The sequence below is a fragment of the Crassaminicella profunda genome, from assembly GCF_019884785.1.
Lineage (GTDB): Bacteria > Bacillota > Clostridia > Peptostreptococcales > Thermotaleaceae > Crassaminicella > Crassaminicella profunda.
In genome coordinates this window covers 2,220,110-2,240,407 of sequence record NZ_CP082326.1, presented here as the reverse complement: position 1 = coordinate 2,240,407, position 20,298 = coordinate 2,220,110, and the positions used below count along the sequence as shown (strand labels likewise).

General features: G+C 34.3%; 18 protein-coding genes. All 18 read left to right on the top strand.

Annotated features, from left to right (window positions below):
* The first annotated feature begins 1 nt into the window (after position 1).
* Positions 2–472, top strand: coding sequence for a glycine/sarcosine/betaine reductase complex selenoprotein A (gene grdA / locus K7H06_RS10620; RefSeq protein ID WP_223039836.1), 471 nt, complete (start codon positions 2–4; stop codon positions 470–472).
* Between the two features lie 36 nt (positions 473–508).
* On the top strand, positions 509–1,819 hold the full coding sequence (gene grdB, locus K7H06_RS10615) for a glycine reductase complex selenoprotein B (RefSeq protein ID WP_223039835.1): 1,311 nt from the start codon (positions 509–511) through the stop codon (positions 1,817–1,819).
* A gap of 268 nt (positions 1,820–2,087) precedes the next feature.
* A complete protein-coding gene (gene grdC, locus K7H06_RS10610) occupies positions 2,088–3,620 on the top strand; it encodes a glycine/sarcosine/betaine reductase complex component C subunit beta (protein ID WP_223039834.1) in 1,533 nt (510 codons plus the stop codon).
* Positions 3,621–3,631: 11 nt separating this feature from the next.
* Positions 3,632–4,819, top strand: a complete 1,188-nt coding sequence (grdD, locus tag K7H06_RS10605; protein ID WP_223039833.1) for a glycine/sarcosine/betaine reductase complex component C subunit alpha — start codon at positions 3,632–3,634, stop codon at positions 4,817–4,819.
* A 218-nt stretch (positions 4,820–5,037) separates the two neighbouring features.
* Positions 5,038–6,081: a BMP family lipoprotein gene (locus K7H06_RS10600; protein WP_223039832.1), complete on the top strand. Its 1,044-nt coding sequence runs from the start codon at positions 5,038–5,040 to the stop codon at positions 6,079–6,081.
* Between the two features lie 123 nt (positions 6,082–6,204).
* Positions 6,205–7,710 carry an ABC transporter ATP-binding protein gene (locus tag K7H06_RS10595; protein ID WP_223040002.1) on the top strand — a complete coding sequence of 502 codons (1,506 nt, stop codon included), beginning with the start codon at positions 6,205–6,207 and terminating at the stop codon, positions 7,708–7,710.
* Positions 7,700–8,827 carry an ABC transporter permease gene (locus tag K7H06_RS10590; protein ID WP_223039831.1) on the top strand — a complete coding sequence of 376 codons (1,128 nt, stop codon included), beginning with the start codon at positions 7,700–7,702 and terminating at the stop codon, positions 8,825–8,827. Before K7H06_RS10595 ends, K7H06_RS10590 begins: the two co-directional genes overlap by 11 nt.
* Positions 8,828–9,760, top strand: coding sequence for an ABC transporter permease (locus K7H06_RS10585; RefSeq protein ID WP_223039830.1), 933 nt, complete (start codon positions 8,828–8,830; stop codon positions 9,758–9,760). It abuts the gene before it with no gap.
* Positions 9,761–9,918: 158 nt separating this feature from the next.
* Positions 9,919–11,307 (top strand): RNA polymerase factor sigma-54, encoded by a 1,389-nt coding sequence (gene rpoN, locus K7H06_RS10580; RefSeq protein ID WP_223039829.1) that lies wholly within the window; start codon positions 9,919–9,921, stop codon positions 11,305–11,307.
* 163 nt (positions 11,308–11,470) lie between these two features.
* The gene (locus tag K7H06_RS10575) at positions 11,471–12,514 is read left to right on the top strand and encodes a sugar-binding transcriptional regulator (RefSeq protein WP_223039828.1); all 1,044 of its coding nucleotides are present in this window, start codon (positions 11,471–11,473) and stop codon (positions 12,512–12,514) included.
* Positions 12,515–12,543: 29 nt separating this feature from the next.
* Positions 12,544–13,557, top strand: a complete 1,014-nt coding sequence (gene gap, locus K7H06_RS10570) for a type I glyceraldehyde-3-phosphate dehydrogenase (RefSeq protein WP_223039827.1) — start codon at positions 12,544–12,546, stop codon at positions 13,555–13,557.
* Positions 13,558–13,696: 139 nt separating this feature from the next.
* Entirely contained in the window at positions 13,697–14,887 is a 1,191-nt protein-coding gene (locus tag K7H06_RS10565; protein ID WP_223039826.1) for a phosphoglycerate kinase, read from the top strand.
* Positions 14,888–14,905: 18 nt separating this feature from the next.
* The gene (gene tpiA / locus K7H06_RS10560; protein ID WP_223039825.1) at positions 14,906–15,652 is read left to right on the top strand and encodes a triose-phosphate isomerase; all 747 of its coding nucleotides are present in this window, start codon (positions 14,906–14,908) and stop codon (positions 15,650–15,652) included.
* Positions 15,653–15,671: 19 nt separating this feature from the next.
* On the top strand, positions 15,672–16,964 hold the full coding sequence (eno, locus tag K7H06_RS10555; RefSeq protein ID WP_223039824.1) for a phosphopyruvate hydratase: 1,293 nt from the start codon (positions 15,672–15,674) through the stop codon (positions 16,962–16,964).
* 205 nt (positions 16,965–17,169) lie between these two features.
* Positions 17,170–17,406, top strand: a complete 237-nt coding sequence (gene secG, locus K7H06_RS10550) for a preprotein translocase subunit SecG (RefSeq protein ID WP_223039823.1) — start codon at positions 17,170–17,172, stop codon at positions 17,404–17,406.
* 57 nt (positions 17,407–17,463) lie between these two features.
* Positions 17,464–19,473, top strand: a complete 2,010-nt coding sequence (locus tag K7H06_RS10545; protein WP_223039822.1) for a sodium-translocating pyrophosphatase — start codon at positions 17,464–17,466, stop codon at positions 19,471–19,473.
* A 102-nt stretch (positions 19,474–19,575) separates the two neighbouring features.
* On the top strand, positions 19,576–19,827 hold the full coding sequence (locus K7H06_RS10540; protein ID WP_223039821.1) for a YkuS family protein: 252 nt from the start codon (positions 19,576–19,578) through the stop codon (positions 19,825–19,827).
* A gap of 60 nt (positions 19,828–19,887) precedes the next feature.
* Positions 19,888–20,205 carry a DUF1294 domain-containing protein gene (locus K7H06_RS10535; RefSeq protein WP_246637684.1) on the top strand — a complete coding sequence of 106 codons (318 nt, stop codon included), beginning with the start codon at positions 19,888–19,890 and terminating at the stop codon, positions 20,203–20,205.
* Positions 20,206–20,298 lie beyond the last annotated feature (93 nt).

Genomic DNA, 20,298 nt, shown 5'->3' with positions numbered 1-20,298 from the left:
CATGGGATTATTTGAAGGAAAAAAAGTCATCATCATTGGTGATAGAGATGGTATACCAGGTCCTGCTATTGAAGAATGCTTAAAAGGCACAGGCTGTGAAGTTGTTTTTTCAGCTACAGAGTGCTTTGTCTGAACGGCTGCAGGAGCAATGGACCTAGAAAATCAAAATAGGGTGAAGAATTTAACTGAGAAGCATGGTGCTGAAAATATCATCGTACTTTTTGGAGCAGCAGAAGCAGAAGCTGCAGGCTTAGCTGCAGAAACTGTAACAAATGGAGACCCTACTTTTGCAGGTTCGTTAGCAGGAGTCCAGTTAGGACTTAGAGTATATCACGTTGTAGAACCAGAATTTAAAGAGGCTGTAGATGAAGAAGTTTATGAAGAGCAAATTGGTATGATGGAAATGGTATTAGAAGTTGATGAGATTATTGAAGAAATGAGTTCCATGAGAGAACAATTCTGTAAATATTAAAAAATTTCCCGTTAAAAATACGAGAGGGGGGAAAACATGAGCAAGATTAGAGTTGTTCATTATATAAACCAATTCTTTGCAGGTATTGGTGGAGAAGAAAAAGCAGATGTAAAACCGGAAGTAAGAGAAGGTGTAGTAGGACCAGGAATGGCCTTAAAAGGAGCTTTTAAAGATGAAGCTGAAATTGTTGCTACGGTAATTTGTGGTGATTCCTATTTTAATGAAAATATTGAAGAAGCAAAATCTGTGATTATTGATATGGTGAAAAAGTATAATCCAGACTTGTTCATTGCAGGTCCAGCTTTTAATGCAGGTAGATATGGCGTAGCTTGTGGAGCTATTAGTAAAGCTGTAAAAGAAGCGTTTAATATTCCTGTTGTAACAGCTATGTACCCCGAAAATCCCGGATCAGATATGTTTAAAAAAGATCTTTATATTATTGAGACAGGAAACTCAGCGGCTACAATGAGAAAAGCTATTCCAGCATTAGCAAAATTTGCTTTAAAATTTGGAAAAGGCGAAGAAATTCAAGCTCCTAGTGTTGAAGGATATATTCCAAGGGGTGTAAGAAAGAATATTTTTAGAGAAGAAAGAGGCTCAAAAAGAGCTGTTGATATGTTGATTAAGAAGTTAAGTGGAGAGGAATATATTACAGAATATCCAATGCCAGACTTTGATAATGTGACCCCTGGTAAAGCTATAAAAGATATATCAAAAGCAAAGGTAGCAATTGTTACTTCTGGTGGTATTGTACCGAAAGGAAATCCAGATCATATTGAGTCATCAAGTGCATCAAAATATGGTAAATATGATATATCTGAATTTAGTGATTTAACAGCTGAAACTCATGAAACAGCACATGGTGGATACGACCCTGTTTATGCGAATGAAGATTCAGACAGAGTATTACCTGTTGATGTTTTAAGAGATTTGGAAAAAGAAGGAAAAATTGGAGAACTTCACAGATATTTCTATACTACGACAGGTAATGGAACGTCTGTTGGTAATTCTAAAAAGTTTGCAGCTGAGTATGCAAAAGAATTAGTGGCAGATGGTGTAGATGCAGTTATTCTAACATCTACCTGAGGTACTTGTACACGTTGCGGTGCAACGATGGTAAAAGAAATCGAAAGAACTGGAATTCCGGTTGTCCATATGTGTACGGTTGTTCCAATTTCATTGACAGTTGGAGCGAACAGAATCGTACCTACAATTGCTATTCCTCATCCACTAGGAAATCCATCATTGGATCCAGAGGAAGAGAAAAAATTAAGAAGAAAATTAGTTGAAAAAGCATTAAGTGCATTAGAAACTGAAGTAGAAGATCAAACTGTTTTTGAAGATTAAGTCTTTGCCAGCTGTTTTAGGCAGCTGGCAGCTGCTTGGCTATGAATGGGTGGTGAAAATCACCCATTTATTAAAATTATATAATGGTTTTATAGATTTATGTATGTTTATTAAAACTTTTAATAAAAAAACAATCATCATAAATATTTTCTATATTTATGCAAGAGATTTATATTTGTAATATACTAAGATAGATGATTGAATAGTCTGTAGCTGCGAGCTGCATGAGACTTGCGGCAAACTCTTTAAATTATACGGAGGTGGAAAAATGAGTTATCCAGTAATAAAAGGTGCAGGATATGCATTAGTATATACACCGGATATGATTATCCATAATGGAACAACCCAAACTACAGAAAGAATTACCAACCCTGATTCAGAATATCTTAAAAAGCTACCAGAGCACATTAGAAGTTATGAAGAGGTTTTAAATTATGCGCCAAACCAAGTATACATAGGAAATATGAATCCAGAGGATTTAAGAGAATATGATTTACCTTGGTGTAGTCAAGATGCGAAGTGCAAGGATCGTTTTGGAAGATTTGGAGAAATTATGCCACAAGATGAATTCATTGCGCTTATTAAAATTGTAGATGCATTTGATCTTGTGAAAATCGAAAAAGGATTTACACAAACATTAAAAGAGAAAATAGGAAGTCATCCATTATTTAAAGAAGAAGTAGAGAAGTTAAAAGAAGGAGAAGAGTTAGCTGAGATTGAGAAATTTATCAATGAGCAGCATGCAGAAGCTCTTTACCATGAAGGAAAATTAGTAGGTTGTGTAAAAAGAGCTCATGATGTAGATGTAAACTTAACTGCACATATCCTTTTTGAAAACCTAGTAGTAAAAGCTTCAGGAGTTCTTGCCTTTAAACATCTTGTAGACAAAAATAATTTAAATGTGGCGGATATTGATTATGTCATAGAGTGTTCAGAAGAAGCTTGTGGAGATATGAACCAAAGAGGTGGCGGAAACTTTGCAAAAGCTATAGCAGAGTGTTCGAAAGCTTCTAATGCAACAGGTTCAGATACAAGAGGATTCTGTGCAGCACCAACTCATGCTCTTATTCAAGCAGCATCTCTTGTAAAGGCAGGAACTTATGAGAATGTTGTTATCGTAGCAGGTGGAGCTACAGCAAAACTTGGAATGAACGGAAAAGACCATGTAAAAAAAGAATTGCCTGTATTAGAAGATGTAGTAGGTGCATTTGCAATCCTTATCAGTAAAAATGATGGGGTAAACCCAATCATTAGAACAGACTTAGTAGGAAGACATACAGTAGGAACAGGATCATCTCCTCAAGCAGTTATAACATCACTAGTTACTGCACCTCTTGATAAGGGTGGACTAAAGATTACAGATATTGATAAATATTCTGTTGAAATGCAAAACCCAGATATCACAAAACCAGCAGGAGCAGGAGATGTACCAGAAGCTAACTATAAAATGATTGGTGCTTTAGGAGTTAAGAGAAAAGAATTAGAAAGAAAAGAATTAAAAGGTTTTGTAGAAAAACATGGTATGCCAGGATGGGCACCAACTCAAGGACATATTCCATCAGGAGTACCTTATTTAGGATTTGCAAGAGAAGATTTAACAAATGGGGAATTAAATAGAGCCATGGTTGTAGGAAAGGGAAGTTTATTCTTAGGAAGAATGACAAATCTATTTGATGGTGTATCTGTAGTTCTTGAAAGGAATCCAGGAGAAGAAGAGTCTGTAGGTGTATCAAAAGAAGAAATAAAAAATATGATAGCGGAGGCTATGAAAGATTTCGCATCCCATCTACTAAAGGAATAGGGGGGATTATCATGGGACAAAAAAGAGCAGTAAAACAAATAATAGGAAACACCTTTATGGAAATTGCTGATGCTTTAAAAACAGGTGAATTTGGAGAAAAGATAAAGGTAGGTTTGACTATATTAGGTAGTGAGCATGGTGTAGAAAATTTAGTAAAGGGTGCAGAAATAGCAGCCAAAAGAGGAAAAGGTTTTGATATTGTCCTTATTGGACCGAAGGTTGAAACGGATTTAGAAGTTGCAGAAGTAGCATCAGAAGAAGAAATGCATAAAAAAATGGAAGAATTATTAGACAGTGGATATATAGACGCATGTGTAACAATGCACTATAATTTCCCAATAGGAGTATCAACAGTAGGAAGAGTAGTTACACCAGGATTTGGGAAAGAAATGTTCTTAGCAACAACAACAGGAACCTCCTCAGCTCATAGAACAGAAGCTATGGTGAAAAATGCATTGTATGGAATTATCACAGCAAAAGCTATGGGGATAGAAGATCCAACAGTAGGGATTTTAAATTTAGATGGAGCAAGACAAGTAGAAAGAGCATTAAAGGAATTAAGTAGTAATGGATACAAAATTAACTTTGCTGAATCCATGAGAGCAGACGGCGGAGCCGTAATGAGAGGAAATGATCTTCTAGGTGGAACAGCTGATGTAATGGTAAACGATACTCTTACAGGAAATATTATGATGAAAGTATTTTCATCCTTTACAACAGGAGGAAGTTACGAAGGAGTAGGCTATGGATATGGTCCAGGGGTAGGAGAAGATTATGACAGAATTATTCTTATCCTATCAAGAGCTTCAGGGTCTCCAGTAGTTGCCAATGCATTAAGCTATGCAGCAAAGGTAGCAAAAGGAAAAATTACAAAAGTAGCAAAGGAAGAATACGAAAAAGCCAAGAAGGCAAAGCTAGAAGAAATATTAGAAGGATTAACGAAAGACAATAAAAAATCATCAGAAAGTGATGAAGAAGTGATTGCACCACCAAAAGAAGTAGTAACAGGAGCTATATCTGGAATCGATATAATGGATTTAGAAGATGCTGTAAAGGTATTATGGAAAAATGGAGTCTATGCAGAAAGTGGAATGGGATGTACAGGTCCAATTGTTCTTGTAAATGAAGAAAAGCTAGATCAAGGAACAAATATCTTAGCAAAAGCAGGTTTTGTTGCAAATGAAGGAGATATTTGTTAAAAACTTCGGCTATGCCGAAGTTTTTATTTGACTAATTTTTATTAGAACTTTAAGTATAATGTTGTGAATAAAATGAAAAAATAAATATGAAGATAGTATATATATCTATTAGAGCGATTATTAAAAAATTAAAGAAATTATAAAGGGTTTTCACATCTAATGTCGAATATATAGTATTGTCCTTTTTATAGGAAATTAAAATAGAGGAGGAATTCTACATGTTTAAAAAGGGATTGACAATTTTATTGACAGGAATACTGGCTGCTGGATTATTAGCAGGTTGTGGGGAAAAAGCACCAGAACAACCAAAAGAGCCAGCAGAAAAGCCAGCTGAAGAAGTAACTATGAAAATTGCTATGGTAACAGATGTAGGTGGAGTAAACGACCAATCATTTAACCAATCAGCTTGGGAAGGTTTACAAAGAGCTGAAGAAGAATTAGGAATTAAAGCTTCTTATAAAGAATCTAAGCAAGATGCTGATTATGGCCCAAATATGGAAACGCTCTTAGACGATGAAAATGACTTGATTTGGGGTATTGGATTTAAAATGGGAGATTTAGTAAAAGAAGAAGCGGTAAAGAATCCTGAGCAAAAATATGCGATTATCGATTTTGCTTATGAAGAAACACCAGAAAATGCAGTAGGTGTAGTATTTAAACAAGAGCAACCATCATTCCTTGTTGGATACATAGCAGGAAAAATGACAGAAACAGGAAAAGTTGGATTTGTTGGTGGTATTAAAGGGAATGTTATTGATGGTTTTCAATATGGATATATGGCTGGTGTAAAGGCTGCTAATAAAGATGTAAAAGTTTTAGTTCAATATGCGGATTCTTTCACAGATGCTGCTAAAGGGAAAGCTATTGCAAACCAAATGTACAAAGATGGTGCAGATATTGTATTCCATGCTGCAGGTGGCGTTGGTGACGGTGTAATTGAAGCTGCTAAGGAACAAAATAAAAAAGCAATTGGTGTAGATAGAGATCAAAATGCACTAGCACCAGAAAATGTAATTACTTCAGCAATGAAGCGTGTTGACAATGCAGTATTTAATATGGCAGAAGGATTAAAGGACGGAAAATTCCCAGGTGGAACAACAGTTGTTTATGGACTTAAAGAAGGCGGTGTAGATATTGCTCCAACTTCTGACAAACATGTACCAGCTGAAATCTTAAAAGAAGTAGAAGAGTTAAAACAACAAATTATAGATGAAAAAATTGTAGTTCCTTATAATGAAAAAACTTTTAATGAATTTCAATAAAAAAAGTGATATAATAGAATGAACACTAAGCAGCTCAGGCAAACAGTCTGGGCTGCTTCGGTATTAAGTGATTAGGAGGTTATTCTATTGAACCACATCAAGTTTGATGAAAAAGCTGTAGAAATGAAAAATATTACAAAAGTTTTCGGTAATTTTACTGCAAACGATAGTATCAATTTGACTGTTCATAAAGGAGAAGTACACGCTTTACTAGGCGAAAACGGAGCGGGAAAGACTACCCTTATGAACATTTTGTATGGTCTATATCAACCTACATTTGGTGAAATAACGATTAATGGGAAAACGGTAACAATGACAGACCCTAATATAGCTATTCAACATGGAATAGGTATGGTACACCAACATTTTATGCTGGTAGAGCCTTTTACTGTAGCAGAAAATATTATATTAGGGAAGGAAACAACTACTAGTTTCGGAAAGTTGGATATTAAGGAAGCGGTTTCACATGTGGAAGAATTATCTAAAAAATATGGGCTTCATGTAGATCCTTATGCGAAAATAGAAGATATTACTGTAGGGATGCAACAAAGAGTAGAGATTTTAAAGGCATTATATAGGGGAGCTGAAATTTTAATTTTAGATGAACCTACAGCCGTGTTGACACCTCAGGAGATTCAGGACTTAATAGGGATTATTAGAAATCTTACGGAGCAAGGGAAATGTATTATCATTATCACTCATAAATTAAAAGAAATAAAAGAGATTGCTGATTATTGTACAATTATTCGTAGAGGAAAGCATATTGATACAGTGGATGTGAGTGAAACTACTGAAGAAGAACTAGCCAATAAGATGGTTGGAAGAGAAGTTAACTTTGTTGTAGAAAAGAAAGAAAAAGAAAAGGGAGAAGTTGTATTAGAAATAGAGAAGTTAGTAGTAAAAGATAACCGTGGGATCAATGCAGTGGATGGACTATCATTAAAGGTACACGCTGGGGAAATTTTGGGCATAGCAGGTGTTGATGGAAATGGACAAAGTGAATTAATTGAAGGGATTACGGGACTTCGAAAAGTAGAATCAGGAAAAATTCTTATGCAGGGAGAAGATATTACAGGAAGGACACCAAAAAATATTTTAGAGCACAAAATTTCAACTATCCCAGAAGACAGACAAAAAAGAGGATTAGTGTTAGATTTTAGTGTTGAACAAAATATGATATTAGAAAATTATCATAAAGCACCTTTTGCAAAGAAAGGAATATTACAAAAGGATAAAATCAAAAACTTTGCAAAAGAATTAATAAAAAAGTTTGATGTTCGTCCAGTAGATGAGACATTAAAGGCACGAGCTTTATCAGGTGGAAATCAGCAAAAGGTAATTATTGCAAGGGAAGTAACAAACAATCCAGAATTGTTGATTGCTGCTCAACCTACTAGGGGATTAGATGTAGGAGCCATTGAATATGTGCATAAATCTCTTGTAGAACAAAGGGATCATAATAAAGCTGTACTGCTTGTATCACTAGAATTAGATGAGGTAATGAATGTAGCTGATAGAATAGCAGTAATTTATGAGGGGAAAATTGTAGGCATTGTAGAATCTAAGGAAACCAATGAAAGTACCCTTGGTCTCATGATGGCAGGAGGAGGTACAGGCAATGAAAAGTAAAAAAAATTCATTGAAAGAAATGCTGCTTAGTGGAAATTTGATGATTACAGTAGTGTCTATTTTATTAGGAATTATTGTAGGGGCTATTGTTTTAAAGATAGCAGGATATAGCCCTATAGAAGCATACACGGTTATGCTAAAAGGAATATTTGGAAAACCTAAATATATGGCATATACGATTATTTATGCTACACCTCTTATTATGACGGGTCTTTCTGTTGCTTTTGCTTTTAAGACAGGACTTTTTAACATTGGTGCAGAAGGACAGTTTATTATTGGTGCTTTAGTGGCAACGGTAGTAGGATATTTTGTAAAACTACCTATTGGACTTCATGCAATCGTAGTATTTGTTGCAGCCATTACAGCAGCAGGCTTATGGGGAGGTATTGCAGGATATTTAAAAGCCAAGTTTGGTGTACATGAAGTTATCGCGACGATTATGTTAAACTGGATTGCTTTGTATTTAAGCAATTACGTAATTATGCTAGAAGGGTTTAAAAGACCTAATAGTGAAGCATCCTATAAAATATGGGATACAGCAACAATTGGTATTTTAGAGAAGTGGCGTTATACAGATCCAGGAAGAATGTGGTTTAAAGCACATCCTGTACTACAGAGCATTTTTAAAACTCCTGTAAATTTAGGAATTATCTGCGCTATTTTGTTGGCCGTTGTGGTTTGGTTTATATTAAATAAAACTACATTAGGATATGAATTAAGAGCTGTGGGTTCTAACAAACATGCAGCTGAATATGGTGGGATCAATGTAAATAAAAGTATGATTATTTCAATGACTATTGCAGGTGCATTAGCAGGTGCTGCAGGTGCATTACAAGTGATGGGTGTATCTAAACAAGTTGCTATTTTAGCAGCTATGGAAGGATATGGATTTGATGGAATTGCAGTTTCTTTGATTGGAAGTAATGGAGCCTTTGGATGTGTTTTTGCAGGAATACTTTTTGGGGCACTCAAATATGGAGGACCTAAGATTCAGTCTGCTATGGGAGCACCTTCTGAAGTTGTAAGCATTGTAATGGGAACGATTGTATTCTTCATAGCTATGCCGAAATTTATCAAAATGATTTTAACTGTAGGAAAAAGAAAAGAGGTGAAATAAATGATTGATAATATAGGTTTTATTCTTGGTACAACATTAATGTATGCAACACCACTTATTTTTGCAGCTTTAGGAGGCGTTATTTCTGAAAACTCAGGAGTTGTTAACATTGGTCTTGAAGGAATGATGACTTTAGGAGCACTTATGGGGGCAACGGTAGGTTATTTTACAGGAAATCCATGGTTAGGGCTTATGTGTGCAGGGCTTGCAGGTGGATTTTTAGCAGTGCTTCATGCCATTGCATCCGTTACCTTTGAAGCTGATCAAGTAGTATCAGGGATCGCCATTAACTTTTTAGGACCTGGAATTGCATTGTTTTTAAGTCGTATCTTCTTTGAAGGAGCTACAATGACAAAATCTATAGACTTAGACAGTAAAATGCCTAGACCTTTAGATGGTATATTTGCACAGAATTCATTCTTTGACTTGGTACTCAATCAGTACGCTACTGTATATATTGCATTTATTTTAGTGTTTATTATATGGTATATGCTTTATAAGACAAAACTGGGTCTTAGAATTAGAGCTGTAGGGGAACATCCAAAAGCAGCAGATACATTAGGGATTAATATTTATAAAATTAGATATTTAAGTGTCATTTTATCAGGAATATTTGCTGGCTTTGGAGGAGCTTCAATGAGTCTTGCTGTAGTCTCTAATTTCCGTCCTACATTGATATCTGGACAAGGTTTTATTGCTCTTGCAGCTATGATTTTTGGTAAATGGAAACCTCAAGGTGCTATGTGGGCTTGCTTACTATTTGGTGCTGCTCAAGGATTAGTAGTCTTTTTAGGTGGTACAGCTGTTGAAATATCATCACAGATTTTAGCTATGCTACCATATATAATAACACTTGTCATATTAGTAGGATTTGTTGGAAAATCAGCTGGTCCTGCAGCAAGTGGAGTTCCATACGAAAAAGGAGAAAGATAGATAAGACAAGGGGAAATCCTTGTCTTTTTCCTTGAAATTGAATTTATGTAACTTTATTTCCATGAAATTTAATGATATAATGAGATAAAAAGAAGTTATAAATCTAATAAATCATGATTTAATAAATACTTATATAAGGGAGCGGGTGAAGGTTTGAGATGAGATTAGGGTTTAATTTGAATATAGAACAAGTGCAAAAATTAGTAATGACCCCTGAGTTAAAACAAGCTATTCAGATACTACAATACAATCATCAAGAATTAAATCAATTTATTGACGAGCAAGTACTAATCAACCCTCTTCTCGATTTAGGCGCCTCTCGAGAAGGCGAACTAAGAAAAAAACAAGAAGAAAAAACGGAAAAGCAGGAAGTGGATTGGAAAGAGTATTTTAAAGAATATGATGATATAAGCTATAAACAGCCCAATTACCATAAAGATAAAGAAGAAGTATCCTTTGAACAATTTGTGTCTGCAGATATTACATTAACAGAGCATTTATTATTTCAATTACAATTTGCTATTTTAAAAGAACAATTTACAAGCATAGGAAAGTATATTATAGAAAGTCTAGATGTAAAGGGATATTTAAATATAAACATTTCTGAAATAGCTTCTTATTTTCATGTAAATGAAGAAACAGTAGAAAAAATATTATCAGTTATTCAAACCTTTGATCCACCTGGTATTGCTGCTAGAAGCCTAGAAGAATGTTTATTGATTCAGGTTAAGCAAAAAGGAATTGAGGATTCTAAAATTTTAAAAGTCATATCAGAGCATTTAGATGATGTGGCAGAGAATAGATTGATGAATATTTCTAAAAATTTAAATATATCTACAAAGAAAGTTCAACAGATTACAGATTTTATTAAAACCCTAGAACCTAAGCCAGGCAGAGCTTTCAGTTCAGGAGAAGAAATCAAGTATATTACGCCTGATGTGACTGTAGAAAAGATTGATGGGGAATACGTTATCCTGGTGAATGATAGTACGGCGCCAAGATTGTCTATTAGTTCATATTATAGAAAAATGTTAGTACATGAAAATAAAGATTCAAATACATCAAAATTTCTCACGGGAAAATTAAATTCAGCCATGTGGTTGATTAAAAGTATAGAGCAAAGAAGACAAACCATTTATAATGTTGTGAAAGCTATTTTAGATTACCAGATGGACTTTTTTGAAAAAGGAAGAAAATGCTTAAAACCTTTAACTTTAAAGCAGATTGCTGATGAAGTGGGAATCCATGAATCAACAGTAAGTAGAGCAGTTAATGGTAAATATATGCAAAGCCCACGAGGGGTTTTTGAAATGAAATTCTTTTTTACGAGTGGTGTATCGAATAGAATGGGAGAAGGAATTGCTTCAGAAAGTATTAAGAGCATGATTAAGGATATGATTGATCATGAAAATATTAGAAAACCTCTTAGTGACCAAGCTATATCAGATAAATTAAAGGAAAAAGGGATTGAGATTTCAAGAAGAACGGTTGCAAAATATCGAGATGAGATGAAGATATTATCTTCTTCAAAACGAAAAAGATTTTAAAAGACGTGAAATTTCACGTCTTTTTTTATTGATATTTATACAAAATTATGCTATTCTATAGTTGAATATTTTTTTAACCCATACGGGACAAAAAATGTCTATAGGGACTAAAAAAGTCCCAATGAGTAAAAACATGGGAAATTCTAAAAGGGGCATATGCGTTATGCAAAGAAAAGAAAATGCTGAAATTGATCAATGGATTGAGATTCAAAAAAGAATTGTACCAGAATTTGTAGAAACTTTAATCAATCGATATAAAATGCTTAGACTCATCCATTATTATCAACCCATTGGAAGAAGAAATTTGGCAAGTGAATTGGGAATGGGAGAAAGAATTGTACGTAAAGAAGTGAATGTTTTAAAGGAACAGGGATTCATAGATATTAAAGCTGAAGGAATGAATATCACAAAATTTGGTTACACTAGTTTAGAAGTATTAAGAAGATATATACATAGGTTTAAAGGCCTTAATGGCATTGAAGAAGAGGTTGTAGAAAAACTAAAAATAAAGAAAGTATTAATTGTTCCTGGTTTCTATGATGAAGACGAACTTGTTTTAAGAGAAATTGGTCGGGTTGCGTCAGTTTATCTTAAATCTGTATTGGAAAGCCAGACTGTTATAGGTATTACAGGAGGGCAAACAATGGCTATGATTGCCCAGGAAATGGGTGAAGAGGAAATAAAGCAATCTGACATAGCTGTTATTCCAGCTCGTGGAGGACTAGGAAAGAATGTAGAAAATCAAGCTAATACTATTGCAGCAAAGGTTGCAAAGAAGCTTAATGCATCTTATAATCTCCTTCATATGCCTGATAACATATCAAAAGAGCTTTTAAAAAGTTTATCAGAAGATCCAAATATAAAGGAAGTAGTAGATTATATTCAAAAAATAGGAGTCCTTGTTTTTGGAATAGGTAGAGCTGATAAAATGGCTATAAGAAGAGGCTTGCGCCAAGAGAAAATTAATAGTTTAAAAGAGCAAGGCGCTGTAGCAGAAGCTTTTGGATATTATTTTAATAAAGATGGAGAAATTATACAAGAAGTAAATACTGTGGGTGTTAGTTTAAATCACTATAAAGAGATGCAACATGTTATTGGTGTAGCTGCAGGAACTGAAAAAGCTGAAGCAATTATTGCCATAAGCAGATTAAATGAGAATCTTACATTGGTGATTGATGAAGGGTTAGCAAGAGAAATCTTAATATAAAATACATATAAATACAAGGAGGAGTTTTCATGAGTGTAAAAGTAGCAATTAATGGATTTGGAAGAATAGGAAGAAATGCGTTTAAGGTAGCAATGGCAAAGGCAGATGCTAATTTTGAAATTGTAGCGATCAATGATTTGACAGATCCTGCAACACTAGCACATTTGTTAAAATATGATAGCTGTTTTGGGAAATTCAATGGTACAGTTGAAGTAAAAGAGGGTGCTATTGTTGTAAATGGAAAAGAAATAAAAATCTTTGCAGAAAGAGATCCAGAAAACCTTCCATGGAAAGAATTAGGAGTAGATATTGTTGTTGAATCTACAGGATTCTTTAGAGATAAAGAATCAGCTGGGAAACATATCAAAGCAGGAGCAAAGAAAGTAGTTATTTCTGCACCAGCAAAAAATGAAGATATTACAATTGTATTAGGTGTAAATGAAGAAAAATATGATCCAGACAATCATCATGTAATTTCAAATGCTTCTTGTACAACAAACTGTTTAGCACCTTTTGCTAAAATAGTTGACGAGAAGTTTGGAATCAAAAAAGGATTAATGACAACAGTACATTCTTATACAAATGATCAAAAAATATTAGATGCACCTCATAGCGATTTAAGAAGAGCAAGAGCAGCGGCAGAAGCTATTATTCCTACAACTACAGGAGCTGCAAAAGCAGTAGCATTAGTATTACCACAATTAAAAGGAAAATTAAATGGTATGGCAATGCGTGTTCCAACACCAACTGTTTCTGTTGTAGATTTAGTTGTTGAATTAGAAAAACCAGCTACAGCTGAAGAAATGAATAAGGCATTTAAAGAAGCTGCTGAAGGAGAATTAAAAGGTATCTTAGGATTCAGTGAAGAGCCATTAGTATCTGTAGATTACAAACAAGATGCTAGATCTTCTATCGTTGATGGTTTATCGACAATGGTAATGGATGGAAATATGGCAAAAATCGTTTCTTGGTATGATAATGAGTGGGGATATTCAAATAGAGTAGTAGATTTAGTAAGTTATATCATCAATAAAGGATTATAAAAATTATGAATGTTGGGTTCAATCTGATACAAGATTGAACCCTCTATTCAAGATAACATAACATAAATCATTGACGAATAGCAAATAGTATGTTACATATATAGAGTAGTATAATCTAAAGAGTAGAGGTGAAAGGGTATTGAATAAGAAAAATATCGAAGATATTCAAGTAAAAGGTAAGAAGGTACTCGCGCGTTGTGACTTTAATGTACCTATGGATGAAAATAAGAATATAACAGATGATATTCGTATCCGAGCAGCGCTTCCAACAATAAAGTATCTTGTTGAGAACGAAGCAAAAGTAGTTTTGATGTCTCATTTAGGGAGACCTAAAGGAGAACCTAATCAAAAATTTAGTCTTGAGCCAGTAGCAAAAAGACTTGCAGAATTATTAGGAAAAGAAGTAATTTTTGCAGCAGATGATGCAGTAGTTGGTGAAAGTGCAAAAAAAGCTGTCTCAGAAATGAAAGATGGAGAAGTTGTACTACTTCAAAATGTTAGATTTAGAAAAGAAGAAACAAAAAATAATCCTGATTTTGCAAAGGAATTAGCAAGTTTAGGAGAAGTTTTTGTAAATGATGCTTTTGGTACAGCTCATAGAGCTCATGCTTCAACAGCAGGAGTTGCAGATTATCTACCATGCGTATCAGGCTATTTAATTCAAAAGGAAATCGATGTGATAGGAAAAGCCTTAACAAGTCCTGAAAAGCCATTTGTTGCTATATTAGGTGGAGCAAAGGTATCTGATAAGATCGGTGTAATTAACAACTTGTTAGAAAAAGTGGATACATTGATTATCGGTGGTGGAATGGCATATACATTCTTAAAAGCAAAAGGACTTGAAATAGGAACTTCTTTACTTGAAGAAGATAAAGTTGAATTAGCAAAAGAATTAATGAAAAAAGCACAAGATAAAGGCGTAAATTTATTGTTACCTGTAGATGTAGTTGTAGCCAAGGAATTTAAGGCAGATGCAGAACATAAAACTGTAAAGGTTGAGAATATTTCTGCGGATGTAATGGGACTTGATACAGGAAAAGAAAGTATAGAAATCTTTAGTAAAGCTATAAAACAAGCAAAAACAGTTGTTTGGAATGGGCCAATGGGTGTATTTGAAATGCCAGCTTTTGCACTAGGTACAAAAGGTGTTGCAGAAGCTATGGCTGCATGTGAAGGTACAACGATTATTGGTGGTGGAGACAGTGCTGCGGCAGCAGAGCAACTTGGATTTGCTGATCAAATGACGCATATATCAACAGGTGGTGGAGCAAGTCTAGAATTTCTAGAAGGAAAAGAACTACCTGGTATTGTTGCGATTAATGACAAGTAATTTACAGGGGGTAAAATCATGAGAATGCCTATTATTGCAGGAAACTGGAAAATGAATAAAACGATTAAAGAAGCAGTTGAATTTGTAGAAAATATTAAAGACCGTGTTGCAGGAACAGATGTAGAGGTAGTATTATGTACACCTTATACCCTTTTACAACCAGTAAAAGAAGCTGCAAAAGGTACAAATATAAAGGTTAGTGCTCAAAACATGCATTATGAAGAAAGTGGTGCATTCACAGGAGAAATTTCACCTTTAATGTTAAAAGAAATTGGTGTAGATTATTGTGTAATCGGACACTCAGAAAGAAGACAATATTTTAATGAAACAGATGAAACTGTAAACAAAAAAATCCATACTGCGCTTAATCATGGAATAAAGCCAATTGTTTGTGTAGGTGAAACATTAGAAGAAAGAGAAAGCGGAAGAATGGAAGCAGTGGTGAAAAACCAAGTAGTAAAAGGATTTAAAGATGTTAAGGCTGAAAGTGTAAAAGATATTGTGATTGCTTATGAGCCAATTTGGGCAATTGGAACAGGTAAAACTGCTACAGCTGAGCAAGCAAATGAAGCAATCTACAAAATCAGAGAAGTTGTAAAAGGACTATATGGGGAAGAAATCTGTACTGAGGTACGTATTCAGTATGGTGGAAGTGTAAAGCCTAATAATGTAGAGGAAATTATGAACCAAGAAGATATAGACGGTGCTTTAGTAGGTGGAGCAAGCTTAAAGCCTGATGATTTTGTACAACTTGTAAACTTTTAATTCGAAAGGAGAAATACATATGCCAACAACAATTACTGATATTTATGCAAGAGAGGTATTAGACTCAAGAGGGAATCCTACAGTTGAGGTAGAAGTATATTTAGAAGATGGAAGTATGGGACGTGCAATCGTTCCTTCTGGAGCTTCAACAGGAGCATTTGAAGCTGTTGAATTAAGAGATGGAGATAAGGAAAGATTTTTAGGAAAAGGTGTCTTAAAGGCTGTTGATAATGTAAATGACATTATTGCTGAAGAAATTATTGAAATGGATGCGTTAGATCAAATTGGCGTGGACATGACTATGATTGAATTAGATGGAACAGATAACAAAGGAAAACTTGGTGCAAATGCAATTTTAGGTGTATCTATGGCAGTTGCAAGAGCTGCTGCACAGTCTCTTGGTATGCCTTTATTCCAATATTTAGGTGGAGTAAATGCTAAAACATTACCAGTTCCAATGATGAACATCCTAAATGGTGGAGAACATGCTGATAATAATGTAGATATTCAAGAATTTATGGTAATGCCAGTTGGTGCAAAATGCTTTAGAGAAGCATTAAGAATGGGTGCTGAAGTATTCCATAATCTTAAAAAAGTATTAAAAGATAAAGGTCTTAATACAGCTGTAGGTGATGAAGGTGGTTTTGCACCAAACTTAACTTCTAATGAAGAAGCTCTTGAAGTAATTATTGAAGCTATTAAAAAAGCAGGATATGTTCCTGGAGAAGATATTATGTTAGCATTAGATGTAGCAGCAACTGAATTATATGACAAAGATGAAAAGAAATATAACCTATCTGGAGAAGGTGTTGTAAAAACTTCTGAGCAAATGGTAGATTTTTATGAAGGATTAGTAAGCAAATACCCAATCATTTCTATAGAAGATGGTTTAGACGAAGAAGATTGGGAAGGATGGAAAGTATTAACTGAACGATTAGGAAAGAAAGTACAACTTGTTGGTGACGATTTATTCGTAACAAATACAGAAAGACTTGAAAAAGGAATTGAAAGAAAAACAGCGAATTCAATTCTTATCAAGTTAAATCAAATTGGTACAATTACTGAAACTCTTGATGCTATTGAAATGGCAAAAAGAGCAGGATATACTGCTGTTGTATCTCATAGATCTGGAGAAACAGAAGACGTAACTATTGCAGATTTAGTTGTAGCTGTAAATGCTGGTCAAATCAAAACAGGTTCTGCATCAAGAACAGATAGAATAGCAAAATATAATCAATTATTAAGAATTGAAGAATTATTAGATGCAACATCAAAATATGCAGGAATGAAAGCTTTCTACAATTTAAGATAAAAAGTATAATTTTAGAAAATACTGGTAATGATAAAAGGGTAGAGTATTCTACCCTTTTATTAATGTTATGGATAAATTTACAAATAATGGATAGGTTATAGGACAAGAGGGTTATATCTAAAGGTTAGGACAGTACAATATGTATTGATTTTCAAAAATAGCTGTGTTAAAATAGGTATGTTAATGAGATAGAGGAGGTGGAAACATGGGGAAAACAGTGTTGATGATTATACAAGCTATTGCTAGCCTTATACTTATAGGTAGTATACTTTTACAATCAGGTAAAAGTGCGGGATTATCAGGTTCAATCGCTGGTGGTGCTGAACAACTTATGGGGAAACAAAAAGGAAGAAGTTATGAGACCCTTTTAAGCAAAGTAACTAGCATTGGGGCAGTTGTTTTTATAATAACTTCTATTGTTTTGGTTTATCTTCAAAAGTAATAAATTTAAGAAACATTTGAGGCAAGTTGGCTAGATTACAAAGGAGGCATATGACAAATGAATTTTGAAATACTTGCACCTATTATAGGTGTTGTTGCATTGATTTTTGCTTACACACTTTCTGCAAAAATCAATAAGGTTGCTGTAGGGACGGATCGAATGAAAGAAATCTCTACATATATTCACGAGGGAGCAATGGCTTTCTTAACAAGAGAGTACAGAATTTTAGTTCCTTTTGCAGTTATAATATGTATTGTAGTAGGGGTTGCTATTAGCTGGAAATCAGCAATCTGTTTCATCATTGGAGCATTTTTCTCAGCTTTAGCAGGATTTTTTGGAATGCAAGTTGCAACAAAGGCGAATGTTAGAACAGCTAATGCTGCAAAAGAAGGCGGTATGACTAAAGCATTGAGTGTTGCTTTTAATGGTGGTGCCGTTATGGGAATGGCTGTTGTTGGTTTAGGACTTTTAGGACTTGGTACATTATATTATGTATTTGGAGATCCTGAAATCATTACAGGATTTGGACTAGGTGCATCTTCAATTGCATTATTTGGACGTGTTGGTGGTGGTATTTATACAAAAGCTGCTGACGTAGGTGCGGACCTTGTTGGTAAGGTAGAAGCAGGAATTCCAGAGGATGATCCAAGAAACCCAGCAGTTATTGCAGATAATGTTGGTGATAATGTTGGTGACGTTGCTGGTATGGGTGCTGACCTTTTCGAATCTTATGTTGGTTCTATTATTTCAGCAATTACGTTAGGTCTTGCAACAGTTGGGGCTGCAAATGGAGCTTTCCCAAATGTTGATCCTTTAAACGGAGCAATTTTCCCATTAGTTTTATCAGCATTAGGAATTGTAGCATCTATTATTGGTACTATGTTTGTTAGAGGAGATGAAAACGTAAATCCAGCAGCGGCATTACATAGAGGGACTTATGTAGCTGGAGGAATTGTTGTTGTTGGAGCATTCTTTTTAAGTAAGAGTTTTCTTGGCAACTTAAATGCTTTTTATGCAATCGTAGGTGGTTTAATTGTAGGGATGGCAATTGGTAAAATTACAGAAGTGTATACTTCTGGAGAATATGCTTCTGTTAAGAAAATTGCAAATCAATCAGAAACTGGTCCTGCTACAACAATCATCAGTGGTTTAGCAGTAGGTATGTATTCAACTGCATGGCCGATACTTTTCTTAGCAGTAGGTATTTTAGTTGCATTTAAATTTGCAGGATTATATGGTCTTGCGTTAGCAGCAGTAGGTATGTTATCTACAACAGGTATTACTGTAGCAGTAGATGCTTATGGTCCGATTGCAGATAATGCTGGTGGTATTGCTGAAATGTGTGAATTACCAAGTGGGGTAAGAGATATTACAGATAAGCTAGATGCAGTTGGTAATACTACAGCAGCAATCGGAAAAGGATTTGCAATCGGTTCTGCAGCTTTAACAGCACTTGCATTGTTTGCTTCTTACTCTCAAGTAGTTGGATTAAAAGCAATAGATATATTAAATCCTTTAGTAGTTATTGGTTTATTAATCGGAGGTATGCTTCCATTCTTATTCTCAGCTATGACAATGGAGTCAGTTGGTAAAGCTGCTTTTGAAATGATTGAAGAAGTAAGAAAACAATTTAAAGAAATTCCTGGAATTATGGAAGGAAAAGCAAAACCAGATTATGCTAGATGCGTGGATATCAGTACTGGAGCAGCTTTAAAAGAAATGCTTTTACCAGGTATTATGGCAGTTGTTGCACCAATTGCAACAGGGATTATTCTTGGAACTGAAGCATTAGGTGGATTACTTGCTGGAGCATTAGTTTCTGGAGTACTTATGGCTATCATGATGGCAAACGCTGGTGGTGCTTGGGATAATGCGAAAAAATATGTTGAAGAAGGACACCATGGTGGAAAAGGTAGTGAAGCACACAAAGCAGCAGTTGTTGGAGATACAGTAGGGGATCCATTCAAAGATACATCTGGTCCATCTATCAATATCTTAATCAAACTTATGACAATCGTTGCAGTTGTTTTCGCACCATTATTCTTAAAAATTGGTGGATTATTATAAGATGATTAAAAAGTTCTATCTTGGATGCAAGATAGAACTTTTTTTATTGTATAAAAACAGTCCTTTAGAATTAAAATATAAATAGATTCTGGAGGTGATTTTTTGAAAAGAAAAGTAGTTGGCGTACAGCGTGAATTGAATGAAATTGCAGAAGAATTGATTCGACAAGGAATTAAAGTTACAGATCTATTGGAGACAAATGAGCATGTAGATGCAATGGTCTATTATGATGATGAAAGTGATATGATCAATGAAGAAGGATTTGAAAATGTTATTCATAAAAAACAAGTTGTTAAAATAAATGCAGCAAAGAATAACATTGATCAAATTGTTAGGAAAATCAAAGAGATTTAAAAAAAAGTTACCATCTGTGATATAATACAGATGGTAATTATTTTCTTTGGAGGAGAAAGTATGAAAATATTGATGACAACAGAAAATTTATTTATGGCAAAAGAATTTTATTTTTTATTATATTTATTGATGATCAATTTATATGGATTTTTTATAACACTTATTGATAAATATAAGGCCAAAAAGGAAAAATGGAGAATAAGAGAAAGAACCTTTTTTATTATTGCAATACTTGGTGGCGCAGCAGGAGTAATGATGGGCATGACCATGTTTCGTCATAAGACGCAGCATAAAACCTTTTATGTGGGAATACCTATTATATATATATTCAATATGATTTGTACATTATTATTCATATATTTCATATATATAAAATAATTTAAAACTCATTCGACATGAAAAATATTTACTCAATATACTTTTTATATTTTGTAGAAAGGTGATGGTTTTAAAAACCATTATGATGGGTAG